This is a genomic window from Sedimentibacter sp. B4 (assembly GCF_000309315.1).
GTDB classification, from domain to species: domain Bacteria; phylum Bacillota; class Clostridia; order Tissierellales; family Sedimentibacteraceae; genus Sedimentibacter; species Sedimentibacter saalensis.
In genome coordinates this window covers 56,371-81,658 of sequence record NZ_CANG01000038.1, presented here as the reverse complement: position 1 = coordinate 81,658, position 25,288 = coordinate 56,371, and the positions used below count along the sequence as shown (strand labels likewise).

Genomic DNA, 25,288 nt, shown 5'->3' with positions numbered 1-25,288 from the left:
AGGAATGAATTAAAAAGCAAATGAAAGGGAGCAGTCGGTTTTGATTGCTCCCTCTGTTACTTATTTTATGTTTTGTCCTATAAAATATAAACCATTAGATATGTGTCCATTCATCGTAGTGAATGCCAAGTGTTCATATTGCAATGTTTTAAAATCAACTAAAAGCTCATTGACCCACTCTTCAGAGTGATGGCGGCAGACAGCACCTTCTGGTAATTCAAATACACCATAATTTCCATATTTCTCTTGAAATTTTTGATAACGAGTTACATTGCGTTCATCTGCATTCAAGAGAAAGTCATTCATATATAAAATACCATCCTTCCTTAAGACACGCCTGATTTCGGTAATCAGAGCTTTTTGTTCCTCATTATTTTGAATGCAGGTCAGCACAGCAAAAAGGATAACTGCATCAACGCTGTTATCTGGCAGATCAATGGAAGCCTTCTTTTTTTACACGTAAATCGAGGTGTGGAAACTGTCTTGCTCCACGCTGAATCATGCCCTCTGAGAAATCAATTCCAATCAACTTACGATAGCCCATCTGATAAAGTTCATCTAAGGTTCGACCATAGCCACAGCCAACATCAAGCACCGTATATTCCATAGTGATGTATTTTCGAAATTCACTTGATTGAAAAGGTGTTGTAAACTGCTTTGTCTCTGAAACATCATCCCAGTAATTTTTCTGTATCATATCAAATCACCTCTTTTTGTAATGATTATATCTTAAATGTTTGCTATAATGGTATGAGATTTCTCATACTGTTCTTAAGGAGAAAATAGTATTATGAAACATATAAAGGATAAAAACCAGATTGAGGAATACTACAATCAGTTTCCTCTTTCCGATTATTTTGGATTTGATATCCGGCCATACATCACAGTTGTACAGTTTGAACCAGGAGATTTAATCCTAAAGGAAGGCGATGAACCTGAGTTTCTGTATTACCTAGTTGATGGTCGAGCCAAGCTGTTCTTGTCACATGACAATGGAAGAATCTCATTGATTAATTTTTTAAGTGCACCGTGCTTTATTGGTGAGATGGAATTAATTGAAGCGCAGGTGACATCAAACGGTGTAAAGGCAATTACAGCATGCACCTGCTTTGCTGTTCGAATTATAAGCTGTAAAGAAAAGCTTCTCAATGATACAACATTTTTGAGATACCTTTGTGTGTTTCTTGGGAAAAAAGCTATAGGTAATACCTATAATTATTCAAGAAACCAGTCTTATTCCTTGGATGTTCGCCTTGCGACCTTTATCCTGCTTACAGCTACAAACGGTTACTATCGGGAGCGGCATACGGAAGTGGCAGAATTTTTAGGAGTCACCTATAGGCACCTGCTTTATGTATTGGCATATTTTGTTAAAACAGGGATATTGGAAAAAACTCCACAAGGCTATCATATCGCAGATGTTAAAAAATTGAAAAGAATTGCAGATGAAAATAAGTAATAAGATGGAAAAGGTATTGGCTGGTCATCAAATAGATCTAAAGCCTTTTCTAAAACTGCAAAGCACTGTGGCACGAAGACTTGTTGAAAAAGAGCAATTTTTATCTCTGCTTCCTCTTTATTCAGTACAGTCTGCAGTCGTGCAGGTAAATATCAAAGTACTGATATTGCAGTAAAAGAATTATAAAAATTTAGTTGACTTAGATTGACTGCTGTGCTAAAGTAACTACAAGTTGCAACTACAAATTTATATTTTAGTTTTCTAGGGTTCCGCAGTTTTACTGGCAGGTCCGAGAGAAAGCGCACAGTTATTGTGTACACGGAAGGATAAAAGCCTGGGAGATATTTTAATAATATTTCTTATGGCTTTTTTATTATTTTTGTTTTCTGTTAAAAGCCATGAGATAATACTATGCTGATTTTAAGGAGGAAAGTTTATGGAGTGGATTTATTTGGTTACTGCTGGTTTGATATACTTTCGAGGAGCATATCTCAAACATGAAAGCTTTCAGAGAGCAGTATAAGGGCAAATTTATATTAGAAGTAACTATTATTAAGGGCTATAATGATGATGGAGAATCAATTGAGAAGATAAAAAGCATTATTGAGGAAATATATACCGGCAAATTAATAATTGCAAGAATAGAAGATGAAATATTTAAGAAAAAGCTTGGTATATCTGATGAAAGATTTTACGAAATTTCTAATAAACTGGAGAATATTTAGTATTGGTAAACAAAGATGCTTATATTTGCTATATTGCTAGAAGGTACAAAATTGACGATGGATTTATTAGGAAATATTTGGTACAATATACTTAAAAGTAAATTTTTTTCTAAAAAAAATAAGACGAAGATAATATATATTTGAAGGGGTGATTGTATGCACTTTAAAAGTTTTATTTGCATGGTGATTTTAATGATGTCTTTATCGGCTTGTTCAAAAGCAAATGACAACATAGTTTCTGACACAACACAGGAAGTTGGGGCTAAAGAAAACATAACAAATGAGATTGCGAATAACGAAAAAACCAATATTACATGTCAAGACTTTTCGGAATCAATCCCTTTATCTATGTATTATGCAATAGCTGAGCTTTCTGATAATGAATATAAATGTCTTGATCAGGAATTTAAATGGCTTCAATCCTATTTTAATGAAATAACTATGAAAGAAGCCAGTACTAGTGATTTAACTATTCCTTTTGTTGATTGGGTAAGGCAAAATTATGGAAATTTGTCTGATGAAGAAGAGCAAATTCTGGCCAAAGAACAAAATACATTACAGGAATTGTGCCTGATAATACAATTAAGAATCCAAAATAATGAAATATCTCTTATACAATCAAATACTGAAATAGCAGGCACAAATGAAAATCCCATTGATATTCCAAACACTAACTCTAATGATTCAGCTTTTGATTCATCCAATAAATCAACTAAATCCACTGACAAAAACAGTTTAGAATGTCATGCATTAATTGATTATGATGACAAACAATTTGTTCACATTGTTACTTCAACCTTCCCTGAAGAAAACTTTTATTTTGATGAGGGAAAAGAACTGCATGTTAAAATCGGGTCTATGATAGACGGGCCCAGCGTTATTATTTATATTTCAGACAGAATTGAACCAGGAAAAAATTATTCCATGGAGTGTGATACGGGGTTTTCTTTTATGAATCCTGATGCAATGTTCAATGCAGGTTTATCATACAACACTATGTTTGGAATTGCAAACTATGATCAGCACACCATTCCGGATAGTCTAGGAGATGCATTGGAAAGTGCAGAACTATGTGTAAAATCATGGGACAGAACCACAGGTATAATATCCGGAACAATAAAGCTTGAAGACCAATTTAATAATGTTTATAAGGCTTCTTTTAATGACAGTTATCTTTCTTTGAATCATCCTACAAGAAGTGATGAGTATATTGAATATCTTAGAAACAGTACACAGCCAGAAAGTGGTCAATACGTTCCTGACGGCTTCACATTGCCTGATGCCAGTGAACTTTTGCCTAAGGAGATTCCATGTCATTATTGTTCAAATGGAAAAGAAGAATGCACCATGTGTGTGGGTGGAACAACGCTTCAATATAAAACAGATCCTTACGGAGGATATGGCAGCTATGCAGAAGTTAAATGTCCTAAATGTGGCGGCGTAGGGTGGGTTCGATGTTCATTCTGTTTTGGTGACGGGACAATTTTAGTACTAGAATAGTCATGAGGGACTTAAATGAAAGATATTTTTAATGTTGATGAAATAACATTTGGTGAAAGACTTGAGAATACAGATTATTTTCAAAGAAAGGCTGTATATGGTATTGTAATAAGCAGTGAGGGTAAAATAGCAACAATTGAGACACCAGGTGGCTTTTTTCTGCCGGGAGGCGGAATCGAAAACAACGAAAGCCATGAAATGTGCCTAAAAAGAGAATTTCTTGAGGAAACAGGTTATGAGATTACTGTTGGAAATTATATAGGCAGGTCGTCCATGTATCATATAGCAAAAAATTACAAATACATGCATGGCATAGGTTTTTTTTACTTTGCAGATTTATATTTTAGGAAAAATAATGGCATAGAGAAGGATCATAAATTGATTTGGTTAGAGCCATCTGAATGTATCAATGGTTTGTTTTTTAAACATCAGTCATGGGCAACAGCAAAAGCCATGAACATTAAGGGATTAACTGTATAAAGCTTTAATAAGAGAAATCACAGACATTTGTGTAGTAATTATATTCAAACAAAATGTATAAGGATGAAAGTGAGGAAATAGTCAATGTTTAGAGAAATGAGAAGAAACAAACAATTATTATCAATGGAGGACACAATATCTGTAATGGACAGATGCACAAATGGAGTTCTGGCATGTTTAGGAGATGATGATTATCCATATGCAGTTCCAGTTAGCTATGTCTATTTCAACGAGAAAATTTATTTCCATTCAGCAAAGGCAGGACATAAAATAGATGCAGTTGCCAAGAACCCAAAGGTATCTTTTTCGGTAATAGATGAAGATGCCATAGTAAGCAAAGAATACACTTCATATTTTCGCAGTGTTATTGCCTTTGGAAAAGCAAGAATTGCAGAAGGTGATGAACGTATTGAAGCTTTTAAAGCTTTAGTTGAAAAGTATTCAGGAGATCAGCCTGAAGAAGCCAAACTTAAAGAAATAATGGGATGTATGCACTCTTATATTTTTGCAATTGATGTGGAGCACATAACCGGCAAAGAGGCCATTGAATACGTCAGAGCAAAAAGTAAATAATTTACCCCAAAAACGGAGATGCAATTCAAGAGATGTAAGTTCACAGTATGGTGAATCAAACTATGCCATAGGGGACGGTTCGAGGCCATTTAAACTAGCAGGAGGTGTAATATTAAGGTAAATATTAAGTATAAAATTGTAATATTAATTTCAATATTGATTCTGGTACTTGTGTTAAATTTTATTAACTCATTTACAGGAAATCCTGTTTCTGCATTTATTGCATATGGCAAAATAAAAGATTATGCTGAAGCAAACTATAATGACATGGATTTGGAAATATCAGAAGTTAAGTACAATTTTAAAAACAGTGAATATGGTTGCCATGTGCAATCAAGAAAAAGCGAGGATACAAAATTTTATATAGGTTATAGTCATGGCAGAGTCAGCGACGATTATGAATATGAAGTTGCAAATCGTTTTACAACATATCGCCGTCTGAGTAAAGACTTTAATGATATGGTTACAAACATCATTGAAAAAGAATATCCCTATGAAACAACATTAATCATAGGCGATTTGCTTGGTGATACTCAAAAGCTTACTCAGGATGTACCACTTAACCTGAAAGATGTGCCGCTTCAGTTGTCATTGACTGTGAATATATTAAGTGATATTCGAAATGAGGAACAATTGTCAGCACTACTTTTGGAACTTCATAAGCTTTTGCTTAGTAAGGATATTAAAATAGACCAATATACTATTCGACTTGAGGAACCAATGCCGGAAGAGAGCAAGCCAGGGAGCGGCAACAATCTATACTTAGTTGACTTTCCTGCAAAAAATATTACTGGTGACAAAGAAGCGCTTACAAATGATATTAGGAAACATCAATTAGAATCAAACATAAATGAAAAAAAGTAAGTCCATGTGGACGGTACAAAAAACAGCACTAGCTTTTAGTGTTGTTTTTATTGCTGTAAATATAAGGGTCACGAATCGTCCCCAATGGACCTTGGAAATTTTTTCATGTAATCCTTATGGAACATTATCTAAATGATGTCGTCTAATAGATTATGACATGCATGCATAATCATTTAAAAGGAGATTTTATGAAAAAGTTACATTTAATTATATTGGCATTAGTCCTTGTATTTAGTTTTACAGGATGTCAATCAAAAGGTGCGGATACAAGACCAGTAGAAAATAACAATCTTGAGGGAGACCTTGAGAGTATCTTAGATAAGATATATGAAACAGCAGATGTTGAAGATTCAGTCAAAGATTATATTGAAAATGGTTTACAAACCACAGTAATTACTGCAGAAAATGCAAAGTATTATCTTGGTAAAGAAGGTATAGAATTTGAAGAAGCCATAGCTTCTGAACCTTTGATTAATGTTCACGCATACTCTTTATGCTTAGTTAGAGTAAAGGAAGGAGCAGACGTTGAAAAAATAAAGTCAGATATTAAAGAAAATGCAGATCCCAACAAGTGGATATGCGTAGGGGTAGATCCTAACAATGTTATTGTTGACAATGTTGGGGATGTAGTAATTCTTATTATGAGTGATGAGGACGGAAGCGCTTTACATGATGCATTCCTTCAATTAAAGGAAAAATAAATGTTATTCTCGAGTATTAGCTTTATATACTACTTTTTGCCGATAGTCATAATGCTATACTTTATAGTGCCATTTAAGTTTAAAAACTTAGTAGTACTGGTTTCTAGTTTGTTTTTCTACTTTTATGGAGAGCCTTTATATTCAATATTGATACTAATATCATCTTTATCGGGATATCTTCATGGATTGTGGATTGATAAGTCAAGAAAGAGCAGATATGCGAAATTACCGCTTATCTGCTCCATTATTTTTAGTATAGGCATTTTACTATATTTCAAGTATGCTGATTTTTTTATTGAAAATGTAAATTGGTTTTTTAATTTAAACATTGCGCCTTTAAAAGTAGTTCTTCCTATAGGTATCAGTTTTTATACCTTTCAGATTTTATCCTATACTATAGATGTTTATAAAGGCAATGCAAAGGTTCAGAAAAATTTCTTCAGTTTTGCTGCTTATGTATCTTTGTTTCCACAGCTTATAGCAGGACCTATAGTGAGATATACGACAGTTGAACAGGAATTGTCAACGCGCAGTCATACAGCTGAAAATTTTGCCTATGGAGTTAGTCGCTTTATAATAGGTCTGTCTAAGAAGGTGCTGATTGCTAACACATTAGGGGAACTGGGGCGGATATTTTCCAATTTAGACGAGAGAACAATTTTATTTTATTGGATTGCAGCAATATCATTTATGCTTCAAATTTATTATGATTTTTCTGGCTATAGTGACATGGCTATAGGTCTTGGTCGTATTTTTGGATTTCACTTTCTTGAAAATTTCAACTATCCCTTTATATCCAGGAGCATTTCGGAATTTTGGAGAAGGTGGCACATATCTCTAGGTACTTGGTTTAGAGATTACCTGTATATAACCATGGGCGGGAATCGTGTAAAAACTGTCAAGTGGATTAGAAATGTAATTGTAGTGTGGTTTTTGACAGGCTTTTGGCATGGGGCTGATTGGAACTTTATTGTCTGGGGATTGTATTTTGGAGTTTTTCTAATTCTTGAAAAGTTTCTTTTTAATACAATTTTAAGTAAGTTACCCGCTGTTATAGGTCATATATATACCTTGTTTTTTGTGATAATCAGTTTTGTAATATTTAATGCAGGTAATATGATTGAGTGTATTGAAAGTATAAAGGGAATGTTTGGTTTTTTAAGTATACCATTATGCAATGCTGAGACAATTTATTATTTAAGCAGCTATGGGTTTATGCTTATTATTGCTGCTTTTGGAGCAACTCCTTTAACTATTAAAGTAATAGAAAAGATAAAATACAGTAAAAAGGGTGAATTTATCATATATGTTTTAGAACCCATTGTTCTTGTGTCTTTGCTGTTATTAATTACCGGTTACTTAGTTGATGGCTCCTTTAATCCATTTTTGTACTTTAGATTTTAATTGAGGTTACCATGAAAAATAATATAAAAAATATAGTAGTTGTTGTCAGCTTTATTATGATAATTTGGGGTTTTATGTTTGCAAATATTTTAATTCCTGACAATGAATTTTCCTTCAGTGAAAGGCGAAGGCTCATTACATTTCCAAATTATTCTCTTCAAAAGCTTTTAAGTGGAGAATTTGTTGATGAATTTGAAAAATATTCTTTAGATCAGTTTATATTTCGTGATGCTTTCAGAGGATTAAAGGCAATGGGCAAATACTATTTATTTAATCAAAAAGACAATAACAATATGTATATAATAAACGGAATAATTGAGAAAATGGAATATAAGCTGGATGAAAAGTCTATAGTTAATGCAGCTGAAAAACTAAATGAAGTATATGAAAAATATCTTAAGGGTAAAAATGTGAACTATGCCATAGTTCCGGACAAGAGTTATTTTATTGCTGATGAAAATGGCTATTTAACAATAAACTATGACAGGATGCTGGAATTAATGGAACAAAATACTCGAAACATGAAATATATTGATTTGTTTGCAGCGCTTTCTATAGAAGACTATTACAAGACTGATATTCACTGGAGACAGGAAAAAATTATTAAAATTGCTGATTTGTTGTTAAATGAAATGGGAAATGATTCAAAGTCATCCGGTTCTTATATTGAGCATAAGCTTTATCCGTTTTACGGTTCTTATTATGGGCACGCTGCACTAAAATTACAGCCGGATAATATGTTTTATGTAACTAACAGTATAATTGAAAATGCTGTAGTATTTGATCATCAGTCAAATACATTCAGAAAGGTATACAACTTAGAGATGTTTGATGGAATGGATCCTTACGATGTATTTTTATCTGGTGCTAAGCCCTTAATCACTATTTACAATGAAGAATGCAAAAATGACAAAGAACTGCTTTTATTTCGTGATTCCTTTGGAAGCAGCATAGCTCCACTGATGCTTGAAGGATATTCTAAAATTACATTAATTGATTTAAGGTATATATCAACAGATTTATTAGGTAATTATATAGATTTTTCACAAGATCAGGATGTGCTGTTTTTATATAACACGCGTATTTTAAACAACAGCTCAACGCTGAAATAACCACATGGGGCGGTTTTGGTGACTAATCAGAACCGCCTCCTATACTATTATCATTTATTTTTCTCCTATTACTTATTGTAAAATACTACTAATATTAGTACAATAGAGACAATAATTATATATAAACAAGGAATAGGTAATTTTATATGGGAAAATTAAAAAATATTAGAACTGGCAGATTATTAATCAGAACACTTGAAATGAAAGATAAGGAAGCGTTCTTCAAATACCGTTCACTGCCTGAAATATATCAATATCAATCATGGAGACCAATAAACATTAGCGAAATTGAAGAATTTATAAATAAAAATATTTCTGTTTGTGTGAATACAGCAAATTCATGGCTGCAGTTGGCTGTATGCTTGAAAGAAGGCCAAATGATTGGTGATATTGGAATTCATTTTATGGATGATGATTACCAGGTTGAAATAGGTTATACACTTTCTCCTGAATATCAGGGTAATGGGTACGCACAAGAAGCGGTAAAAGCTGTAATTGATTATTCTTTTATTGAATTGAAGAAACATAGAGTTACAGCATCTGTTGACCCCGACAATATAAAATCAATAAAGCTACTTGAAAAAATCGGATTTAGAAAAGAAGCGCATTTTATAAAAAGTTTTAATATGAACAACCAGTGGTATGATGATTGCATTTATGCGATATTAGAAGACGAATGGAAACCATTTTAATACCATTGGTACAGTTTCTGTAAAATTGCAGAGATGAAATAAATTGGGGGTGAATTATGAATATAGAAATTAGAGAGAGAAACGTTAATGATGTAAATGAGTTTTGTGAGTTTCTGCCTAAATTAGATGATGAAGCAGAATTCATGCTTTTTGAAAAAGGGGAACGTAATATCAGCAAGGAAAGAATTCAAAAGAATATTGAATCTGTTATTAATGATGGCGACATGTGCTATGTGGCATTAACTAATGGTAAAATAATAGGTTATATAATTGCAGTCAGAGAAAGTTTTATTAGAACCAATCATGTTGCTGTTGTAGTAGCTGGTATTTTAGAAGAATATTGCAGTAAGGGAATTGGTTATTTACTGCTTCAGAATATTATAGAATGGGCAAGTGCTAATAAAGTAAAGAGACTTGAATTAACCGTGATAACAGAAAATGAAAGAGCAATAAATCTATATAAGAAATGTGGCTTTGAAGTTGAAGGTACGAGAAAAGCGGCAACATTAAAAAATGGCAGGTATTATGATGAGTTTTATATGGCAAAAATTTTAGAAGGATAATGTTACATATGGTCAAGGAGAACCGTCCCCTGTGACCACCCAGTGACCTTTGGGAGGTTGATAAAGATGAAGTTCATTAAGGATTTATACGTAAGATTGTTATTCATGTTTGATTATCCATATATATCAAAGGAGCTTTTAAATGAAATAAAAGGTCCTATATTGCTGCATATAAGTGATACACCTGTAGATATCTATGGCTATATTTTTAGAATAATTGAAATTTTAAAGCCTCAATATATTGTACATACAGGAGATATGGCTGATAATATTAAGCTGGAGATATATAAGTATAAAATGGACAGCTACTGTAAAGGTGTTGCAAAACTTATAGACGGTATAGAGAAGAATAAATTCTCAAAAATCTATTATGTATTGGGTAACCATGATGATTATGAAACAGTTAGCAATTTGACTAATATAGGAATAATTCTCAAGGATGGTATCTTGACTATAGATGGTTGCACCTTCTCTGTCAGTCATTATTATAAGGAAAATTTAAATGATGTGGATTTTAATCTTTACGGACACAGCTTTGAACCTAGTCATTATAAAAAAGGTGCAACTGTAGGTCTCAATGGAATATTGAACATCAATATAATCGATTTGTCTAATAAAAGGGTGTTTCAGTTAGATTATCCTTCAGGTACAGATACATCAAGAGGAATGAAATTAAAAAGGATTGGTTTATAGCAGAAAGGGGAGATATTCATGCTGTTATTTAGGATGGGACCGAGGTATTTGTTTATTAGAACAGAAAATATTGATGAAATCACAAGATTTTTAGAGTCAAAACTGAGTGGTGAAGAAACAGATTTCCAAAAAGGGTTTGAGAATGCAACCGAAAATTGTACTTTATGTTTCATAACAGATATAAATATTGAAAAAACCTGTATAGAGGATGCCAAAAAAATTGTGCTGATTCGCGATGTTGCTTCGGTAATATTATCTACAATTATTAACAGTCATGCATGTAATCTTTTACAAAAGATCGACATGGGTCCTTCATCAATAGTTATGCGTATAGCTGGCAATGAACAAAAATTAATTGATCAACTAAAGATTGTTTTTGATGGTAAGGAGGTTGATTGGATAGACGGCATTAGGATAGGAGAAAAAGATGATACTATCTTAGCTTTTACCAATAAGTCAATCAGCGATACAATTTCGTCATCTGATTTCCTGAATACAAAACTTTTAATTCCGCATCCGATCACTGAAGTTCATGGAAGACTGAGGGTAGAAGGACTGAGGTATATTACTCAAAACTTAAATGACAGTCAGTGGTATGAGCTTAGAATTAATATATATGATTCTTATGGAAAATATAAGGAACACTATGACAGACTCATGTTTATAATGTCTAAACTGGAAATAGGGATGATTTTAGGAGAAAGCTGGACTAAGGACCATGCTGTGCTTCTGTACTCAGTCTTGACATATCAGGTGAGGTTGTTTACATTTTTAACCCCGCAGGAAATTAAAATGATTTTAATGGCGCTGGAATATTCAGTTGATGGTAAGAGGTTGGTTGATTTTGACGTATACTATAATAATCATAAATTATACTGGTATGATGTTATTAAAACTAAGGGAAGAAAAAGTAAGCCGGAAGAAGCAAAAGCATGCAGACAAAATTTGTATCAAAAGCTTAAGCCAGAGTATATTGAGACTTTAGAGCTTATGGAAAAATCCATTATTCAAAATTCAAAATAGTCATAGGGAGTCATAAGGGACGGTTCTAAATGGACAGAGAGAACCGTCCCCTATGACCGCTGGAAGCAAGGAGGTGAAGTTTTGTATTTTGAGTACGACAACAAGGAAATTGAATTCTTAAAAAGCCGTGACAAACTGCTTGGGGCGGCAATTGATCAGATTGGACATATATACAGGGCAGTTGACAATGACATGTTTTCGTCCATAGTTCATCACATTATCGGCCAACAAATATCCACCCGGGCCCAAGTGACCATATGGCAGAGGCTAAGAGATAGAATTGGAGATATCAATGCTGACAATATTTATTTTCTTGAATTAAATGAACTGCAAAAACTTGGTATGACGTTCAAAAAAGCAGAGTATATCAAAGACTTTGCAGATAAGGTAAGAAATAAAGAGTTTGACGTTAATACGCTTAATGATCTGTCAGATGAAGAGATTATCAAAAAACTTTCCTCTTTGAAAGGTATTGGTGTATGGACTGCTGAAATGATTATGATATTTTGTTTACAGCGTCCTGATGTAGTGAGCTTTGGAGACCTGGCAATTCACCGTGGTATGCGGATGCTTTATCATCACAGAAACATTGACAGAAAAAAGTTTGAGAAGTACAAAAAACGCTATTCGCCTTACGGTACAGTGGCAAGTCTTTATCTCTGGGCAATTGCAGGAGGTGCAATACCACAAATGCTGGATTATGCACCAAAAAAGAAAAAAGAGTTGGCAAGGAAATAACGAGTGGAACAAATGGCAGGCTTGTAGGTATGAAGGTGGTATCCACATGAAAATGGCTCTTCTGGAGCTTGAAAATAGTATTTTTAAAGGAGAATTTTATGGATGGTTTCACAAAAGAGGAGCTGGAAAAAGCTATTCCAACAATTGCCTCTATGATTAGGAGGTCCGAGAAAGTACAGCCTAAATTTAAAGAAGGTACTCCTCAGGCAACTCTTACCAGGAATAGGGTTAAAGCTCTATACATATCATCGTCATTAATATCAAGAGAGTTAGGTGATTCTTTAGAAGATAATTTCTCCAAAGAAGATTTAGAAAAAGCAATTCCACCTATAACCTCAACAATCAGCAAGTGCGAAAAAGCACAGGAAAAGTTAAAAGAAGGTACTCCTCAATTGTCACTTACGAAGAATATGATAAAGTCACTGTATATATCATTATCATTGATAACAAAGGAATTAATCAAACCCTAAATGCTGTCCATTATGTCCTCTCAATCCTCATTGTTCAATGAGGATAATATATATATTAGTTTACTAATGTCTATATTACATAAAAATAAATTGTAAAATTCTATGATCTAATATTTGTTTGACTTGGTGCAAATTTTATATTAAAATTGAATTAATTAAATATCAATCTCAGGTGCCCATTAGGGAGAATAGGGAAGACGGTGAGAGTCCGTTACGTACCCAACACTGTGAAGATGAGTCCTTTGCCGTACCACTGGCATATGCCGGGAAGGGGCAAAAGGATGCTTGAGTCTGAGTCAGGAGACCTGCCTGGGAAGAAAAAGTCTTTCATTTACTGAAAGCATCGTGATGACGGAAAAGTCCCGACCATATATTATTATGGCGGGACTTTATTTTTTTATTAATTGGAGGAGTAAAAATGAACAATGGATTTTGCAAACATTTAAACATTAAGAACATGAGTGAAAAAGAACTGGAGCTGAGACTAAATGAAATCATATCAGGTATTAAAAAGACTGATTTTAACTCAGCTAAAGAAATGCAGGAGAGACTTGATGGTAAGATAAAACCTACCAGGAGTCTTGGAGTGCTTGAGGACATTGCTGTTCAGCTGGCAGGAATACAACGAACTGCATATCCTGAAATTAAGGGAAAGGCAGTTCTATTAATGGCCGGAGACCATGGTGTTGTAAAGGAAGGGGTTAGCGCAGCTCCACAGGAAATAACTGCACAATTGTTCAACAGTTACTTAAGTGGAGGCGGTGGAATCAATGTGTTGACTAATCATGCAGGAGCAGACCTTGTATGTACCGATTTAGGTATATCTCGTCCTATTAATCCACCAGAACTTATGGCTAACCGCATAAAAAACGGAACAGATAATATTGCAGAAGGCCCAGCCATGACAAGAGAAGAAGCTCTTAGAAGCTTATTGACTGGTGCTATGGTTGCATCAAATGTAATTGAGTCTGGAAAAAACATTTTAGCAACAGGAGAAGTTGGAATCGGAAATACAACTCCAAGTGCAGCTTTAATTACAGTTTTCACAGGCTGCAGTGTTGAAGAAGCTACAGGCAGCGGAACAGGTTTGAAAAATGATGCTCTAAAACATAAACATGTGATAATAAAAAAAGCGATTAATATAAATAATCCTAATCCTGATGACCCAATAGATGTATTGTCTAAAATAGGCGGATTAGAAATTGCTGCAATGGCAGGTGCAATTTTAGAAGCAGCAAAACAAGAAGTACCAACAATATTAGATGGCATCATTTCTTCTGCAGCAGCTCTTGTAGCTGCAAAACTAAATCCTTTTTCCATTGAATATATGATATCTTCTCATTCTTCAGAAGAAAAAGGTGAATTAATAGCTTTAAAACACATTGGTATTGAGCCAAGATTATTTTTAAACATGAGATTAGGAGAAGGCACAGGTGCAGCACTTATGTTTCCAATGGTTGAAGCAGCTTTGAAAATTGCTGATGAAATGGCTACATTTGAAACTTCGGGTGTAAGTACAGGAGATTTTTAACTCTTATAAAGGTGTGGTGATTTCTAATGTATTTATTGGGTATAATCAGTATATGAAGATATAACTTAATAAATTTAAATTAATGAGGAGAAATCGGCATGACAAATATAGATAAAGTCAGCAATAAAATAAAATTGTCACCGGAACAGCACCAAGAACTGCTAAGCACATTAAAAGTGCGTTTTGAAAAAAATATGAAACGCCATAGGAGTATTGAATGGTCAAAGGTGCAAGAAAAACTTGAAATTTATTCTGAAAATCTCTGGTCACTTTATGAAATGGAAAGAACCGGCGGTGAACCGGATGTAGTTGGTCATGATAAAAATACGGATGAATACATTTTTTATGATTGCTCAGCAGAAAGCCCAAAAGGCCGCAGAAGTATATGTTACGACCGTGAGGCACTTGAGTCAAGGAAAGAACATAAACCTGAAAATAATGCTGTTGATATGGCTGATGATATGGGTATTGAGTTGTTAACTGAGGAACAATACAGGGAGTTGCAGAAACTTGGCAGTTTTGATGTTAAGACGTCAAGCTGGATCAGAACACCTGAAAATATCAGGAAACTCGGTGGAGCATTGTTTTGTGATCGCCGCTATGACACTGTTTTTGTGTATCACAATGGAGCAGAATCTTACTATGGTGTCAGAGGCTTTCGTGGCTCACTAAGGGTATAAATAAGTCATAGGGAAGTCATAGGGGACGGTTCTCAGTGACCAATTAAAAATCTAATTTTCTTTAGTAAAATACCATTAAATATTTATTGAAAATATTAATGGTATTTTTTTATGTCTAGAACTCGCAACATTTCGTACATAATTTTTAATTATCTCCACTTTAATTATAACATATAAAAAAATATAAGTGTAGTCTGTTTGTTATTTTTTGATAATGCTATAATGGGGATTATTGCAGAAGCAAGAGGCAATAATACAATGAATAGCTAGTAAAATTAGTGTTAAAAAATATTCAATACTCTAATATAGTTTTATGGAGGACAATCAAAATATCAATAGTAAGGCCAAAGGAGGTAGTCATATGAGTTCATATGTTCTTGGGTTTAAGGATATTGACAAAACAAAAATCATGTCTGTTGGTGGTAAGGGAGCAAACCTTGGGGAACTATCCAGGACTGAAGGCATACGCGTGCCAGAGGGTTTTTGTGTTTCTACTGATGCATTTAAAAGAATCATTGGAGAAACGCCGTCTATTAAGGAACTGCTTGATCGGTTATCGCTTCTAAAATTAGAAGACAGGGATAAAATCAATAAAATCAGTGCTGAGATTCGAAGGCTCATAGAAGATGCAGTCATCCCAGAAGAAATTGAAGAAGAAATCACCAGCGTTCTCTTAAGTTTTGGAGAAGAAAATGCATATGCAGTACGTTCAAGCGCAACGGCAGAGGATTTGCCCACAGCTTCCTTTGCAGGCCAGCAGAACACGTATCTTAACATTATGGGAAAGGATTCAATCATAAAGCATATCAGCATATGCTGGGCCTCTCTGTTTACTAAGAGAGCAGTAATTTATCGCATTCAAAATGGCTTCGACCACAGCAAAGTCTATTTGTCTGTGGTTGTTCAGAAGATGGTATTCCCACAGGCTGCAGGAATTTTGTTTACAGCTGATCCTGTTACCTCTAACAGAAAGATTTTATCCATTGATGCCAGCTTCGGACTTGGTGAAGCCTTAGTCTCCGGGATAGTTAATGCTGACAACTACAAGGTACAAGACGGAAAGATTATCAATAAGAATATATCAAACAAGAAAATGGCTGTTTATTCCTCAAAGGATGGTGGTATTTTTGTACAGGAGATTTTGCCTGAGCAGCAGAACAAGCAAGCACTGACAGATGATCAGATATTGCAGCTTGAAAATATTGGCAGGATGATTGAAGAACATTTTGCTTACCCTCAGGACATTGAATGGTGTTTGGCTGATGAAACATTTTACATTGTTCAGAGCCGACCGATCACAACCTTGTATCCCATCCCGGAAGCAAAGACTAAGGAAAAACATGTATACCTATCTGTCGGTCATCAGCAAATGATGACAGATCCTTTGAAGCCCTTGGGAATATCTTTGTTTTGTTTAACATCTTTTGGACCCAGGTATAAAGCCGGTGGAAGGCTGTTCGTTGATGTTACTCAGATTCTGGCTTCACCTGATACCAGAGATGCTTTATTAAACAGCATGGGTCAACACGATCCTCTTATGAAAGATGCACTTATGACCATAATAAAGCAAGACTTTATAAAGTCTCTAACAGATGAAAAGAAAGAGCTGAGTTCTGTTAATAACAATAAAGACAGATTGCCGGAAGATTTTCACTCGAAAGTTGATGATCCGAAAATTGTACAGGAGTTGATAATAAGCAGTCAATCATCTTTAAAAGAATTGAAACAAAACATCCAAAATAAATCAGGTGTGGAATTAATTGATTTCATTCTGGAAGATATACAAAAATTAAAGAAAATTATATTTGACCCCCAAAGTTCAGCTGTGCTAATGACTGCATTAGATGCTTTAACATGGATCAATGAAAAAATGTATGATTGGCTAGGTGAAAAAAACACAGCTGACATTCTTTCTCAATCTGTACCCAACAACATAACTGCAGAAATGGGTTTGTCTATATTGGATGTTGCAGATGTAATTCGTCCGTATCCGGAAATAATTGATTATTTACAGCGTAATAAAGATGATGAATTTTTGGAGAAAATTGTTAAATTTAATGGAGGTCAGAAAGTAAGAGATGCTATTTATGATTTTATTATCAAGTACGGAATGAGGTGTGCTGGAGAAATTGATATTACTAATACCCGTTGGAACGAAAATCCAGCATCACTGATTCCAATGATTTTAAATAACATCAAAAACTTTGAGCCTGATGAAAGCAAGAAAAAATTCGAAAATGGGAGACAGGAGGCTCTTAATAAAGAACAGGAATTATTAGATAAATTGAAGCAATTGCCGGATGGCGTACAAAAAGTCAAAGAAACAAGAAGAGTGATTGGCATACTAAGAAATTTCACAGGATATAGGGAATATCCAAAATACAGCATAGTCAGCCGTTACTTTGTCTACAAGCAGGCTTTAATGAAAGAAGCTGAACAACTGGTGATAATCGGTGTTATTAATGAAAAAGAAGACATATATTATCTCACTATTGAAGAACTTCGCGAAGTTGTGGGCACAAACAAACTGGATTACCAAATTATTATAAACAGAAAAGAAGAGTACAAATTATATGAAAAATTAACTCCTCCCCGAGTTATAACCTCCGATGGTGAAATAGTTACCGGTGAATATAAACGGGAAAATATTCCGGATAATGCTATTGTAGGTCTATCGGTTTCTTCCGGAGTTATAGAGGGAAGAGCACGTGTTATTTTAAATATGGAAGATGCAAATCTGGAAGCAGGAGATATATTAGTTACCAAATTTACTGATCCTAGCTGGACACCGTTATTTGTATCCGTAAAGGGCTTGGTTACCGAAGTTGGCGGACTTATGACCCATGGAGCAGTTATAGCACGAGAGTATGGATTGCCGGCAGTTGTGGGAGTAGAAAATGCAACCAAACTCATAAAAGATGGACAGCACATTCGCGTAAACGGAACAGAAGGATATATTGAAATACTATAATTCATAGTCTCTATCTTAGAGACTATGAATTATCACATAGGAAATGTTGGTTAATAATTAAGTAAATACTGACTTTGAATAGCCACTCATTATAATTAATGAGTGGCTATTTCTATGAACTCATTCGTGATAATGAATAGACAATAAGGTTATTTTCATTCATGATGATGTTGTATGAACGGCGTATATGCTGAAACAAAAAGCGCCTGAGAAAGGAGTTATTATGCGAAAATTGTTTTTGTTTTTTATTCTAATATTAGCACTTTGTGCTTGCAGCAGTAAAGGTACTACAAAATCTCCAACTGCTAAGCCGCAGGACGAACTTGGGAGCAATTCTTCCAATCCGAACAATGCAGCCAATCCTGCAAAACCGAGCGATTCAGCAGTCTATAACTGGCTTATTACAACATCTGATACCAAAAAAACAGCTTTGAATGTTCCTTCAACAGGTAAGTCAATTTATATTAAAGTTACTCTTTACTTTGTTGCATGGAAAAACGGAGGAGAGGATATGTTCGGTGAATATGAAGGGCGTGCGCTGATTGCTTTTGATGGAGACATGAGTAAGCTGTCTTCCGGAGGTCTTTCATTCACTGGCGGGTTTATGGACGACAATATATGCGAAAACATTTCTTTTGAATTGTTACCGTACAATCAGGAGACTATTCAAGCAGAGGGATCTGAAGACATTGATCTGGCACCGCTGGCAAAGTTTGTGGGACAGTCAGAATTTATAACCGATGAGTATCTCATCAATCAACAAACATGGAAAGCTTTAGCAGATGGGGAGGTTAAGCTTGATATAAACAGCAGCTTTTCAGACGGGGAAAAATACCCCCAAGGATTTATTCTTAAAGCAGACAAAAGCACAGTCTTTGTTTCTGTTCCCACATTTACTGAGACATACAATCTTGACTATTTTATAGGAGAATTAATTAAGACAACTGATGAAATAAAACCTATGGATTGGTTCAGGGACACTGTGATAACACGTATGGAAGAACGCCTTGCCATGAGTGAGTCACAAGGCGAATCATCAGCACCAGATGTAGCGGATGAAAGTCAAGAATTGCCCCAAGGAGGTTTTTTTACAGATTCTGAAGGACATGAAGGTTTTGATCTGGATGGTGATGGAAAGCTTGATATGTGGTTTGATGATGAAGGAAATGTGTGGGGTGATTTTGACAATGACGGAAATTTTGAACCTGCTCCAGAAGGTGAATTTAGCGAGGGCGCATTAAATTGACGAATGTAGTATAAGTAATATTTTGATTAAATTGTTACCATTGAAACCCCAAAACATTTAAACTATTACAGAATACTTATGATTTAATTGGAAATAATGTCTTTGGAGGTGTTCTACTATGATATCACGTAAATCGGTAATTACTTTCGGTATGGTTGCAATTCCCATTGGAATGTACACAACCACACAAGACAATGACATTCATTTCAATCAGCTTCATAAGGAAGACAATAGCCGCATAAGGTACAAGAAAACCTGTGCCCATTGCGGCAAGGAGATCAATACAAAAGATATTGTAAAGGGATTTGAGTATGATGAGGACAAGTATGTTGTCATCACAGAGGAAGAGATTGAAAAAATCAAGACGGAAAAAGAAAAGTCTATTCAGATTCTGCACTTCGCCCAATTAGATCAGATTTCTCCGGTATATTATGACAAAACATATCAAGCCGCACCGGAGGCCGGTGGCGAAAAAGCTTTTGAGCTGCTTCGTTCTGCATTGATGGCTGAACAGAAAATAGCAATAGGTAAGACTGTCATGGGAACAAAAGACACACTGATGGCAATCATTCCTCGGGAGGACGGAATCCTCGTTTCTACAATGTTCTATGCAGATGACATCAAAGAACTTCAAAAACAGTATACTAAACCAGATGTATCCGAACAGGAGCTTAATATGGCAAAGATGCTGATCAATTCAATGGATACACCATTTGACCCTTCAAAATATACAGACGAATACCAGTCCAGACTTCGTTCTCTCATAGAGACAAAAATTTCCGGAAAAGAAATTGTTGCAGCAGAGCCAGGCAATACAGGCAAGGTAATCGACCTAATGGAAGCCCTGAAGGCCAGTGTTGAGAAAGCTAAGAAAGACAAGGAATCGGCTTGATAACGACTGCAGGACTGAACGAATATAACGTAAAGAGAAATTTTGAGAGAACACTGGAGCCGGAGGGTAAAAAAGAAGATTCAGAAGAAGGTCTTAAATTTGTCATCCAGCACCACATGGCCCGCAGAGATCACTATGATTTGCGTCTGGAATGGAACGGTGTTCTTTTGAGCTGGGCAGTTCCAAAGGGTCCTTCTTATGACACCCGTGATAAGAGGCTTGCTGTACAAGTTGAAGACCATCCCCTGGAATACAGGAATTTTGAAGGTACTATTCCTAAGGGAGAATATGGAGGCGGAGTGGTCATGCTATGGGATGAAGGATTATGGGAACCTTACGGGAATGTTGAAGAAAACCTCAGAGAAGGCATGCTGAAGTTTGTTCTGAAAGGAAGACGGCTTAAGGGAAAGTGGGCTTTAGTAAGACTGAAAGCAAAAGAAGGGGATACTAAGGATAATTGGCTCTTTCTTAAGGAAAAAGATGAATATATAAAAACGGACGATGGAATATCCCAATATACAACCAGTATCAGGACAGGACGCAGTATGTTGGAAATTGAAACAGGGCAAGATGAAAAATTTACAAGGAACCCTTTCACAACAGCTGATGTACAGCTTGCCAAATTAGTTAAGACAGTTCCAGAGGGTGAGGATTGGCTTTATGAGATGAAATATGACGGTTATAGGATAGTTGCATTTGTAGAAGGCAACAGCGTCCGGCTGATGACCAGAAACAGCAATGATTATACGAAACGTTTTAATGATATTGCTTCGTCTCTTATTGACTGGGCTGCCGGAAGGGCAATGGTACTGGATGGTGAAGCAGTAATAACAGACGAGTCAGGAAAGACTGATTTTCAGGCATTGCAAAACTACTTGAAAAATCACAAGGCTAAAAGTCTCACATACATCGTGTTTGATCTACTTGCGTTGGATGGAGTGGATCTTCGAGGACATACCCTGATTGAAAGAAAAGAAATGCTTGAATCATTGATGAAAAATGCACCTGAAAATTTATACTACAGCCGTTATGTGAGAGGAAACGGAAAAGAAAGCTTTGCTGCTGTCTGTGAAGCAAGTATGGAGGGTATAGTGGGCAAAAAGGCTGATTCCGTCTACAGCGGAACAAGGAATGGTGACTGGATTAAACTGAAATGTGATAAGAGACAGGAATTCGTCATCGGAGGATATACTCTTACAGACAAAAAAGCCTATGGGGTAAGTTCACTTCTCCTTGGGGTTTATGAGGGTGAGGAATTAGTCTATGCAGGTCGTGCAGGCACAGGCATAAGTGAGAGTGACATGAAAGTACTTGAAGAAAAGTTTATGAACTTAAAGATGGATGATACGCCATTCAAGCTGGCTCCTAAATCCAGAAAAGATGAAATATTAACTTGGCTAAAACCTGAACTTGTAGCAGAAATAAAATTTGCCGAATGGACCGAAGAAAATCTATTGAGGCATGCAAGTTTCAAGGGGCTTAGGTCAGATAAAAATCCTAAGGACATAAAAAGAGAAAAAGCAGATGAAGATACACAGCTGCAAATTCAATCGCCTGTTACAGAAGTTGAGAAGACAATGGAAGCAGACTCAAACAGCTTAATGATTGAAGGAATAAAGATTACCAATCCCGACAAAATAATATTCGAAGACACGGAAATTACAAAAGCGGATGTGGTTCGGTACTACCAATTGGTTTCAGAGAGAATGCTTCCTTTTGTGAGACAAAGAATTCTAAGCATTGTTCGGTGTCCCAAAGGCGTATCACATACATGTTTCTATAAAAAGCATCCCGGCCCGGGCAGCAAAGGAATCATTACAATACCTATTTCAACAGGAAGCGGAGAAACTGAAGATTACTTTTATATTGAGAATCAATCCGGACTTATATCCGAAGTGCAAATGGGCACTTTGGAATTTCATACTTGGGGAAGCCGTGTTGACGAGCTTGAAAAACCGGATGTAATGGTATTTGATCTTGATCCGGATGAAGGAATGGAACTGAGCAGAGTCCGACAGGGTGTAGAGGATATAAGAAGTATTCTTACTGAACTTTCGCTTAATTCTTATCTCAAGACAAGCGGAGGCAAGGGATATCATGTAGTCATCCCTTTAAAACCTTCTGTTAACTGGGATGTATTCCATGACTTTGCAAGAGGAGTTGCCGAAGTGATGGAGAAGAAGTGGCCCGAACGCTACACAAGCAATGTCAGAAAATCAAAACGTACTGACAAAATATTTATCGACTGGATTCGAAACGGCAGAGGAGCTACAAGCATTGCTCCCTATTCTCTCAGAGCAAGAAAAGGCGGAAGAGTGTCCATGCCCATTGCTTGGCATGAACTTGACACCGTTGAACCGGATGGCATCAGCATGGTAGATGCACTTAAAAGAATTTCTGAAGATGACCCATGGAAAGATTTTTATCAAAATGACCAGATGCTTAAGTGAAGATGGTATTTTAATATATTCATGTATATGAACAAGCATTCAAATGAATGAGTAATCGATTGACATTGTTAAAAAAATCACCTATAATATTGATAGATTAGTAAAAATAAGCAATGGAGTGTTAACATGTCAAGACCCAGGAAATGCAGAAGAGTATGTTGTCTTCCTGACAGCAGCCAATACGGACCTTTGGATTCAAACCTAAACAATGAAAACATCATTAATATGACCCTTGATGAGTATGAAACTGTAAGACTCATTGATATAGAAGGATTTTCACAGGAAGAATGTGCAATTCGAATGAATGTAGCACGTACTACAGTACAGTGGGTATACAACGATGCAAGAAAAAAACTTGCTGACTCATTGGTTAACTGCAAAGTTTTAAAGATTGAAGGCGGAGAATACATGCTGTGCAACGGCGAGGAAAACTTCTGCAACAAGGGCTATTGCAAAAAAAGATGCGAACAAGGTGTGGAAAATTAATATATTAAAACAATGATTGTTGGAACAGAGAATAAAAAGAAGTATGAAATTTTAAGAGAACAGTATACCTTTCAAAATTGTAAGATAAAAATGTTAATTGTAAGAGAAATCGATATTTGGATTTCTCTGTTTTTATTATAATATATGCAGTTAGTGAATTAGAACAATGGAGATTCTAATCAGTGTAAACAATATTTGAAAAGGAGAGATAATGACATTTAGGCAGCATATTTGTTTATGCAATAACCATATATTGTTATAATAATACTTGTATTAAAATATATAATTAAAAAGGTGATTAGATGGATATTATATTGCTTATTAAATCAATACTGTTAGGTATTGTTGAAGGACTGACAGAGTTCTTGCCTGTGTCATCCACGGGGCACATTGTTATTTTTGAAAACATTATTAAATTTAAAGGAACTACACCAAGTTATGTTGAAATGTACACATATGTAATACAGCTTGGAGCCATACTTGCAGTCATAGTTCTTTACTGGAAAAAGATAAAAGACACTGTTGTTAACTTCTTTCCGCAGAAAATTGGTTACGATAAATCAGGATTTAAGTTTTGGTTTATGATATTTATTGCTTGCATTCCCGGAGGAATATTAGGAATTTTGTTGGATGATTTAGCTGAAGAATATCTGCTTTCTTCAATACCTGTAGCCATAACTTTGTTCCTTGGCGGCATATGGATGATTTATGCCGAGAATAAATTCAGGAAAGGCAGTGCAAAAAATAAAGAGTTAAGCGTTACTCCAAAACAGGCCTTGATAATTGGTTTGTTTCAATGCCTAGCCATAATACCTGGAATGTCTCGTTCAGCTTCAACAAATATTGGAGGATGGATAGCAGGACTTTCTACTGTTGCAGCAGCTGAGTTCTCTTTCTTTTTAGCAATACCTGTCATGGTCGGAATGAGCACATTAAAGATTGTAAAAATAGGGGGATTGTTTATATTAACTTCCTCTGAGATGATTTCTCTTGCAGTCGGGTTTATTGTTTCTTTTATTGTAGCTTTAATTGTAATCAATGGATTCATTTCATACTTAAAGAAAAAACCCATGAAGGTATTTGCTGTATACAGAATGATTTTTGCTGTCATTGTATTGCTGGCAGGGTATTTAGGAGCTTTTTAGAAATGGAATAAGTTAAGAATTTCTGCTGGTGATTAAGTAATAATTCAGAAACTGTGAAGAAAGTTACAATTGAAAAAACCTCCCATGATATAGAAAATCTAAGTCATGTTTGACACTTTACATGTTTAAAGATATAATTTCGAGTATAGAAAAATTGGGAGGAATAAGCAAATGATATCTTCTACAGCGGTAAAAATTATAAATATATTACCAGGTAAATTTTCCTCATTTATATCTAAAAAAGTTGTTGATAAATATCTTAAAAAATATGCAATCATAAACATAGAAGGAAGCGAAAACCTAAAGAACATAAAGACACCAACTATTTTTATATGTAATCATTTAAGCAATTCTGATGGATTAGTTTTAGAAAAGGCTTTAAAGGAGATTGACCCAACATTTGTTGCAGGTGTAAAGCTTTCAAGTAATACTTTGACAAGTATTGGGATAAATGTAATAAAGACTACAAACATAAAACCTGATACTGCTGATAGAGAAGGTCTTAAGAAGATTATTAAGCTTGTTAAGCAAGGGGAAAGCATTGTGATTTTTCCGGAAGGAACAAGAAGCAGGGTTGGCAGTCTGATAGAAGCAAAGAAAGGAATCCTTCTCATATCAAAAATGACAGGTGCTCCTATTGTACCTATTGGATTATACGGGACAGAAAAATTGATGCCAATAAATAAAGAAGATATGGGCTCGGAAACCTTTAATTATGCAGATGTCCATATCAATATCGGTAAACAATTTGAACTTCCCATGATAGAAACAGAGCAAAATAAAAAAGACTATGAAGATTTTGCCATAAAATATGCAATGAAGAAAATAGCAGGACTGCTACCTGAGAATTATAGAGGGGTATATAAATGAGCAGATTAAGTAAGCTGCTT

24 protein-coding genes, 2 pseudogenes and 2 riboswitches are annotated in these 25,288 nt (G+C 35.2%); of the genes and pseudogenes, 25 read left to right on the top strand and 1 reads right to left on the bottom strand.

Features of this window, described 5'->3' with window-relative positions; all coding sequences use genetic code 11:
• Window positions 1-60: 60 nt before the first annotated feature.
• Window positions 61-697: pseudogene (locus tag BN358_RS07595) on the bottom strand (class I SAM-dependent methyltransferase).
• Between the two features lie 93 nt (window positions 698-790).
• Between BN358_RS07595 and yeiL the strand changes: the two are divergent.
• The 25 genes and pseudogenes from yeiL to BN358_RS07470 all read left to right on the top strand — a co-directional run bounded on the left by yeiL (window position 791) and on the right by BN358_RS07470 (window position 25,268).
• On the top strand, window positions 791-1,459 hold the full coding sequence (yeiL, locus tag BN358_RS07590) for a transcriptional regulator YeiL (protein WP_019228631.1): 669 nt from the start codon (window positions 791-793) through the stop codon (window positions 1,457-1,459).
• On the top strand, window positions 1,446-1,634 hold the full coding sequence (locus BN358_RS07585) for a hypothetical protein (protein ID WP_019228630.1): 189 nt from the start codon (window positions 1,446-1,448) through the stop codon (window positions 1,632-1,634). Before yeiL ends, BN358_RS07585 begins: the two co-directional genes overlap by 14 nt.
• A 75-nt stretch (window positions 1,635-1,709) precedes the next feature.
• Window positions 1,710-1,802, top strand: a riboswitch (guanidine-I (ykkC/yxkD leader).
• Between the two features lie 127 nt (window positions 1,803-1,929).
• A pseudogene (locus BN358_RS07580) lies at window positions 1,930-2,184 on the top strand (radical SAM protein); the annotation flags it as partial.
• A 192-nt stretch (window positions 2,185-2,376) separates the two neighbouring features.
• Window positions 2,377-3,684, top strand: a complete 1,308-nt coding sequence (locus tag BN358_RS07575) for a hypothetical protein (protein ID WP_019228628.1) — start codon at window positions 2,377-2,379, stop codon at window positions 3,682-3,684.
• A 15-nt stretch (window positions 3,685-3,699) separates the two neighbouring features.
• Complete coding sequence (locus BN358_RS07570; protein WP_019228627.1) at window positions 3,700-4,164, top strand: NUDIX domain-containing protein; 465 nt, start codon at window positions 3,700-3,702, stop codon at window positions 4,162-4,164.
• 84 nt (window positions 4,165-4,248) lie between these two features.
• Window positions 4,249-4,737, top strand: a complete 489-nt coding sequence (locus BN358_RS07565) for a pyridoxamine 5'-phosphate oxidase family protein (RefSeq protein ID WP_019228626.1) — start codon at window positions 4,249-4,251, stop codon at window positions 4,735-4,737.
• A 171-nt stretch (window positions 4,738-4,908) separates the two neighbouring features.
• Window positions 4,909-5,601, top strand: coding sequence for a hypothetical protein (locus BN358_RS07560; RefSeq protein ID WP_019228625.1), 693 nt, complete (start codon window positions 4,909-4,911; stop codon window positions 5,599-5,601).
• A gap of 188 nt (window positions 5,602-5,789) precedes the next feature.
• Window positions 5,790-6,302, top strand: coding sequence for a hypothetical protein (locus BN358_RS07555; RefSeq protein WP_019228624.1), 513 nt, complete (start codon window positions 5,790-5,792; stop codon window positions 6,300-6,302).
• Window positions 6,303-7,706 carry an MBOAT family protein gene (locus BN358_RS07550; protein WP_019228623.1) on the top strand — a complete coding sequence of 468 codons (1,404 nt, stop codon included), beginning with the start codon at window positions 6,303-6,305 and terminating at the stop codon, window positions 7,704-7,706.
• 11 nt (window positions 7,707-7,717) lie between these two features.
• Window positions 7,718-8,818: a DHHW family protein gene (locus BN358_RS07545; protein ID WP_019228622.1), complete on the top strand. Its 1,101-nt coding sequence runs from the start codon at window positions 7,718-7,720 to the stop codon at window positions 8,816-8,818.
• A gap of 146 nt (window positions 8,819-8,964) precedes the next feature.
• Window positions 8,965-9,510 (top strand): GNAT family N-acetyltransferase, encoded by a 546-nt coding sequence (locus BN358_RS07540; RefSeq protein WP_019228621.1) that lies wholly within the window; start codon window positions 8,965-8,967, stop codon window positions 9,508-9,510.
• Window positions 9,511-9,566: 56 nt separating this feature from the next.
• On the top strand, window positions 9,567-10,073 hold the full coding sequence (locus BN358_RS07535; RefSeq protein WP_019228620.1) for a GNAT family N-acetyltransferase: 507 nt from the start codon (window positions 9,567-9,569) through the stop codon (window positions 10,071-10,073).
• 66 nt (window positions 10,074-10,139) lie between these two features.
• Complete coding sequence (locus BN358_RS07530; RefSeq protein WP_019228619.1) at window positions 10,140-10,766, top strand: metallophosphoesterase; 627 nt, start codon at window positions 10,140-10,142, stop codon at window positions 10,764-10,766.
• 18 nt (window positions 10,767-10,784) lie between these two features.
• Window positions 10,785-11,789: a hypothetical protein gene (locus tag BN358_RS07525; protein ID WP_019228618.1), complete on the top strand. Its 1,005-nt coding sequence runs from the start codon at window positions 10,785-10,787 to the stop codon at window positions 11,787-11,789.
• A gap of 81 nt (window positions 11,790-11,870) precedes the next feature.
• Window positions 11,871-12,527, top strand: a complete 657-nt coding sequence (locus BN358_RS07520; RefSeq protein WP_019228617.1) for a DNA-3-methyladenine glycosylase — start codon at window positions 11,871-11,873, stop codon at window positions 12,525-12,527.
• Between the two features lie 98 nt (window positions 12,528-12,625).
• Window positions 12,626-12,997 (top strand): hypothetical protein, encoded by a 372-nt coding sequence (locus BN358_RS07515; protein ID WP_019228616.1) that lies wholly within the window; start codon window positions 12,626-12,628, stop codon window positions 12,995-12,997.
• A 153-nt stretch (window positions 12,998-13,150) separates the two neighbouring features.
• A riboswitch (cobalamin riboswitch) is annotated at window positions 13,151-13,325 on the top strand.
• A gap of 90 nt (window positions 13,326-13,415) precedes the next feature.
• Window positions 13,416-14,528 (top strand): nicotinate-nucleotide--dimethylbenzimidazole phosphoribosyltransferase, encoded by a 1,113-nt coding sequence (cobT, locus tag BN358_RS07510; protein WP_019228615.1) that lies wholly within the window; start codon window positions 13,416-13,418, stop codon window positions 14,526-14,528.
• Between the two features lie 98 nt (window positions 14,529-14,626).
• Window positions 14,627-15,208 carry a DUF4256 domain-containing protein gene (locus tag BN358_RS07505; RefSeq protein WP_019228614.1) on the top strand — a complete coding sequence of 194 codons (582 nt, stop codon included), beginning with the start codon at window positions 14,627-14,629 and terminating at the stop codon, window positions 15,206-15,208.
• 361 nt (window positions 15,209-15,569) lie between these two features.
• Entirely contained in the window at window positions 15,570-18,179 is a 2,610-nt protein-coding gene (gene ppsA / locus BN358_RS07500; RefSeq protein WP_019228613.1) for a phosphoenolpyruvate synthase, read from the top strand.
• A gap of 223 nt (window positions 18,180-18,402) precedes the next feature.
• A complete protein-coding gene (locus BN358_RS07495; protein WP_019228612.1) occupies window positions 18,403-19,425 on the top strand; it encodes a VCBS repeat-containing protein in 1,023 nt (340 codons plus the stop codon).
• Window positions 19,426-19,543: 118 nt separating this feature from the next.
• Entirely contained in the window at window positions 19,544-20,317 is a 774-nt protein-coding gene (locus tag BN358_RS07490) for a Ku protein (RefSeq protein ID WP_019228611.1), read from the top strand.
• The gene (ligD, locus tag BN358_RS07485) at window positions 20,314-22,767 is read left to right on the top strand and encodes a DNA ligase D (RefSeq protein WP_019228610.1); all 2,454 of its coding nucleotides are present in this window, start codon (window positions 20,314-20,316) and stop codon (window positions 22,765-22,767) included. Before BN358_RS07490 ends, ligD begins: the two co-directional genes overlap by 4 nt.
• 126 nt (window positions 22,768-22,893) lie before the next feature.
• On the top strand, window positions 22,894-23,253 hold the full coding sequence (locus tag BN358_RS07480) for a DUF134 domain-containing protein (protein ID WP_019228609.1): 360 nt from the start codon (window positions 22,894-22,896) through the stop codon (window positions 23,251-23,253).
• 302 nt (window positions 23,254-23,555) lie between these two features.
• Window positions 23,556-24,398 carry an undecaprenyl-diphosphate phosphatase gene (locus BN358_RS07475; RefSeq protein ID WP_019228608.1) on the top strand — a complete coding sequence of 281 codons (843 nt, stop codon included), beginning with the start codon at window positions 23,556-23,558 and terminating at the stop codon, window positions 24,396-24,398.
• 171 nt (window positions 24,399-24,569) lie between these two features.
• Complete coding sequence (locus BN358_RS07470; RefSeq protein WP_019228607.1) at window positions 24,570-25,268, top strand: 1-acyl-sn-glycerol-3-phosphate acyltransferase; 699 nt, start codon at window positions 24,570-24,572, stop codon at window positions 25,266-25,268.
• The last annotated feature ends 20 nt before the right edge of the window (window positions 25,269-25,288 follow it).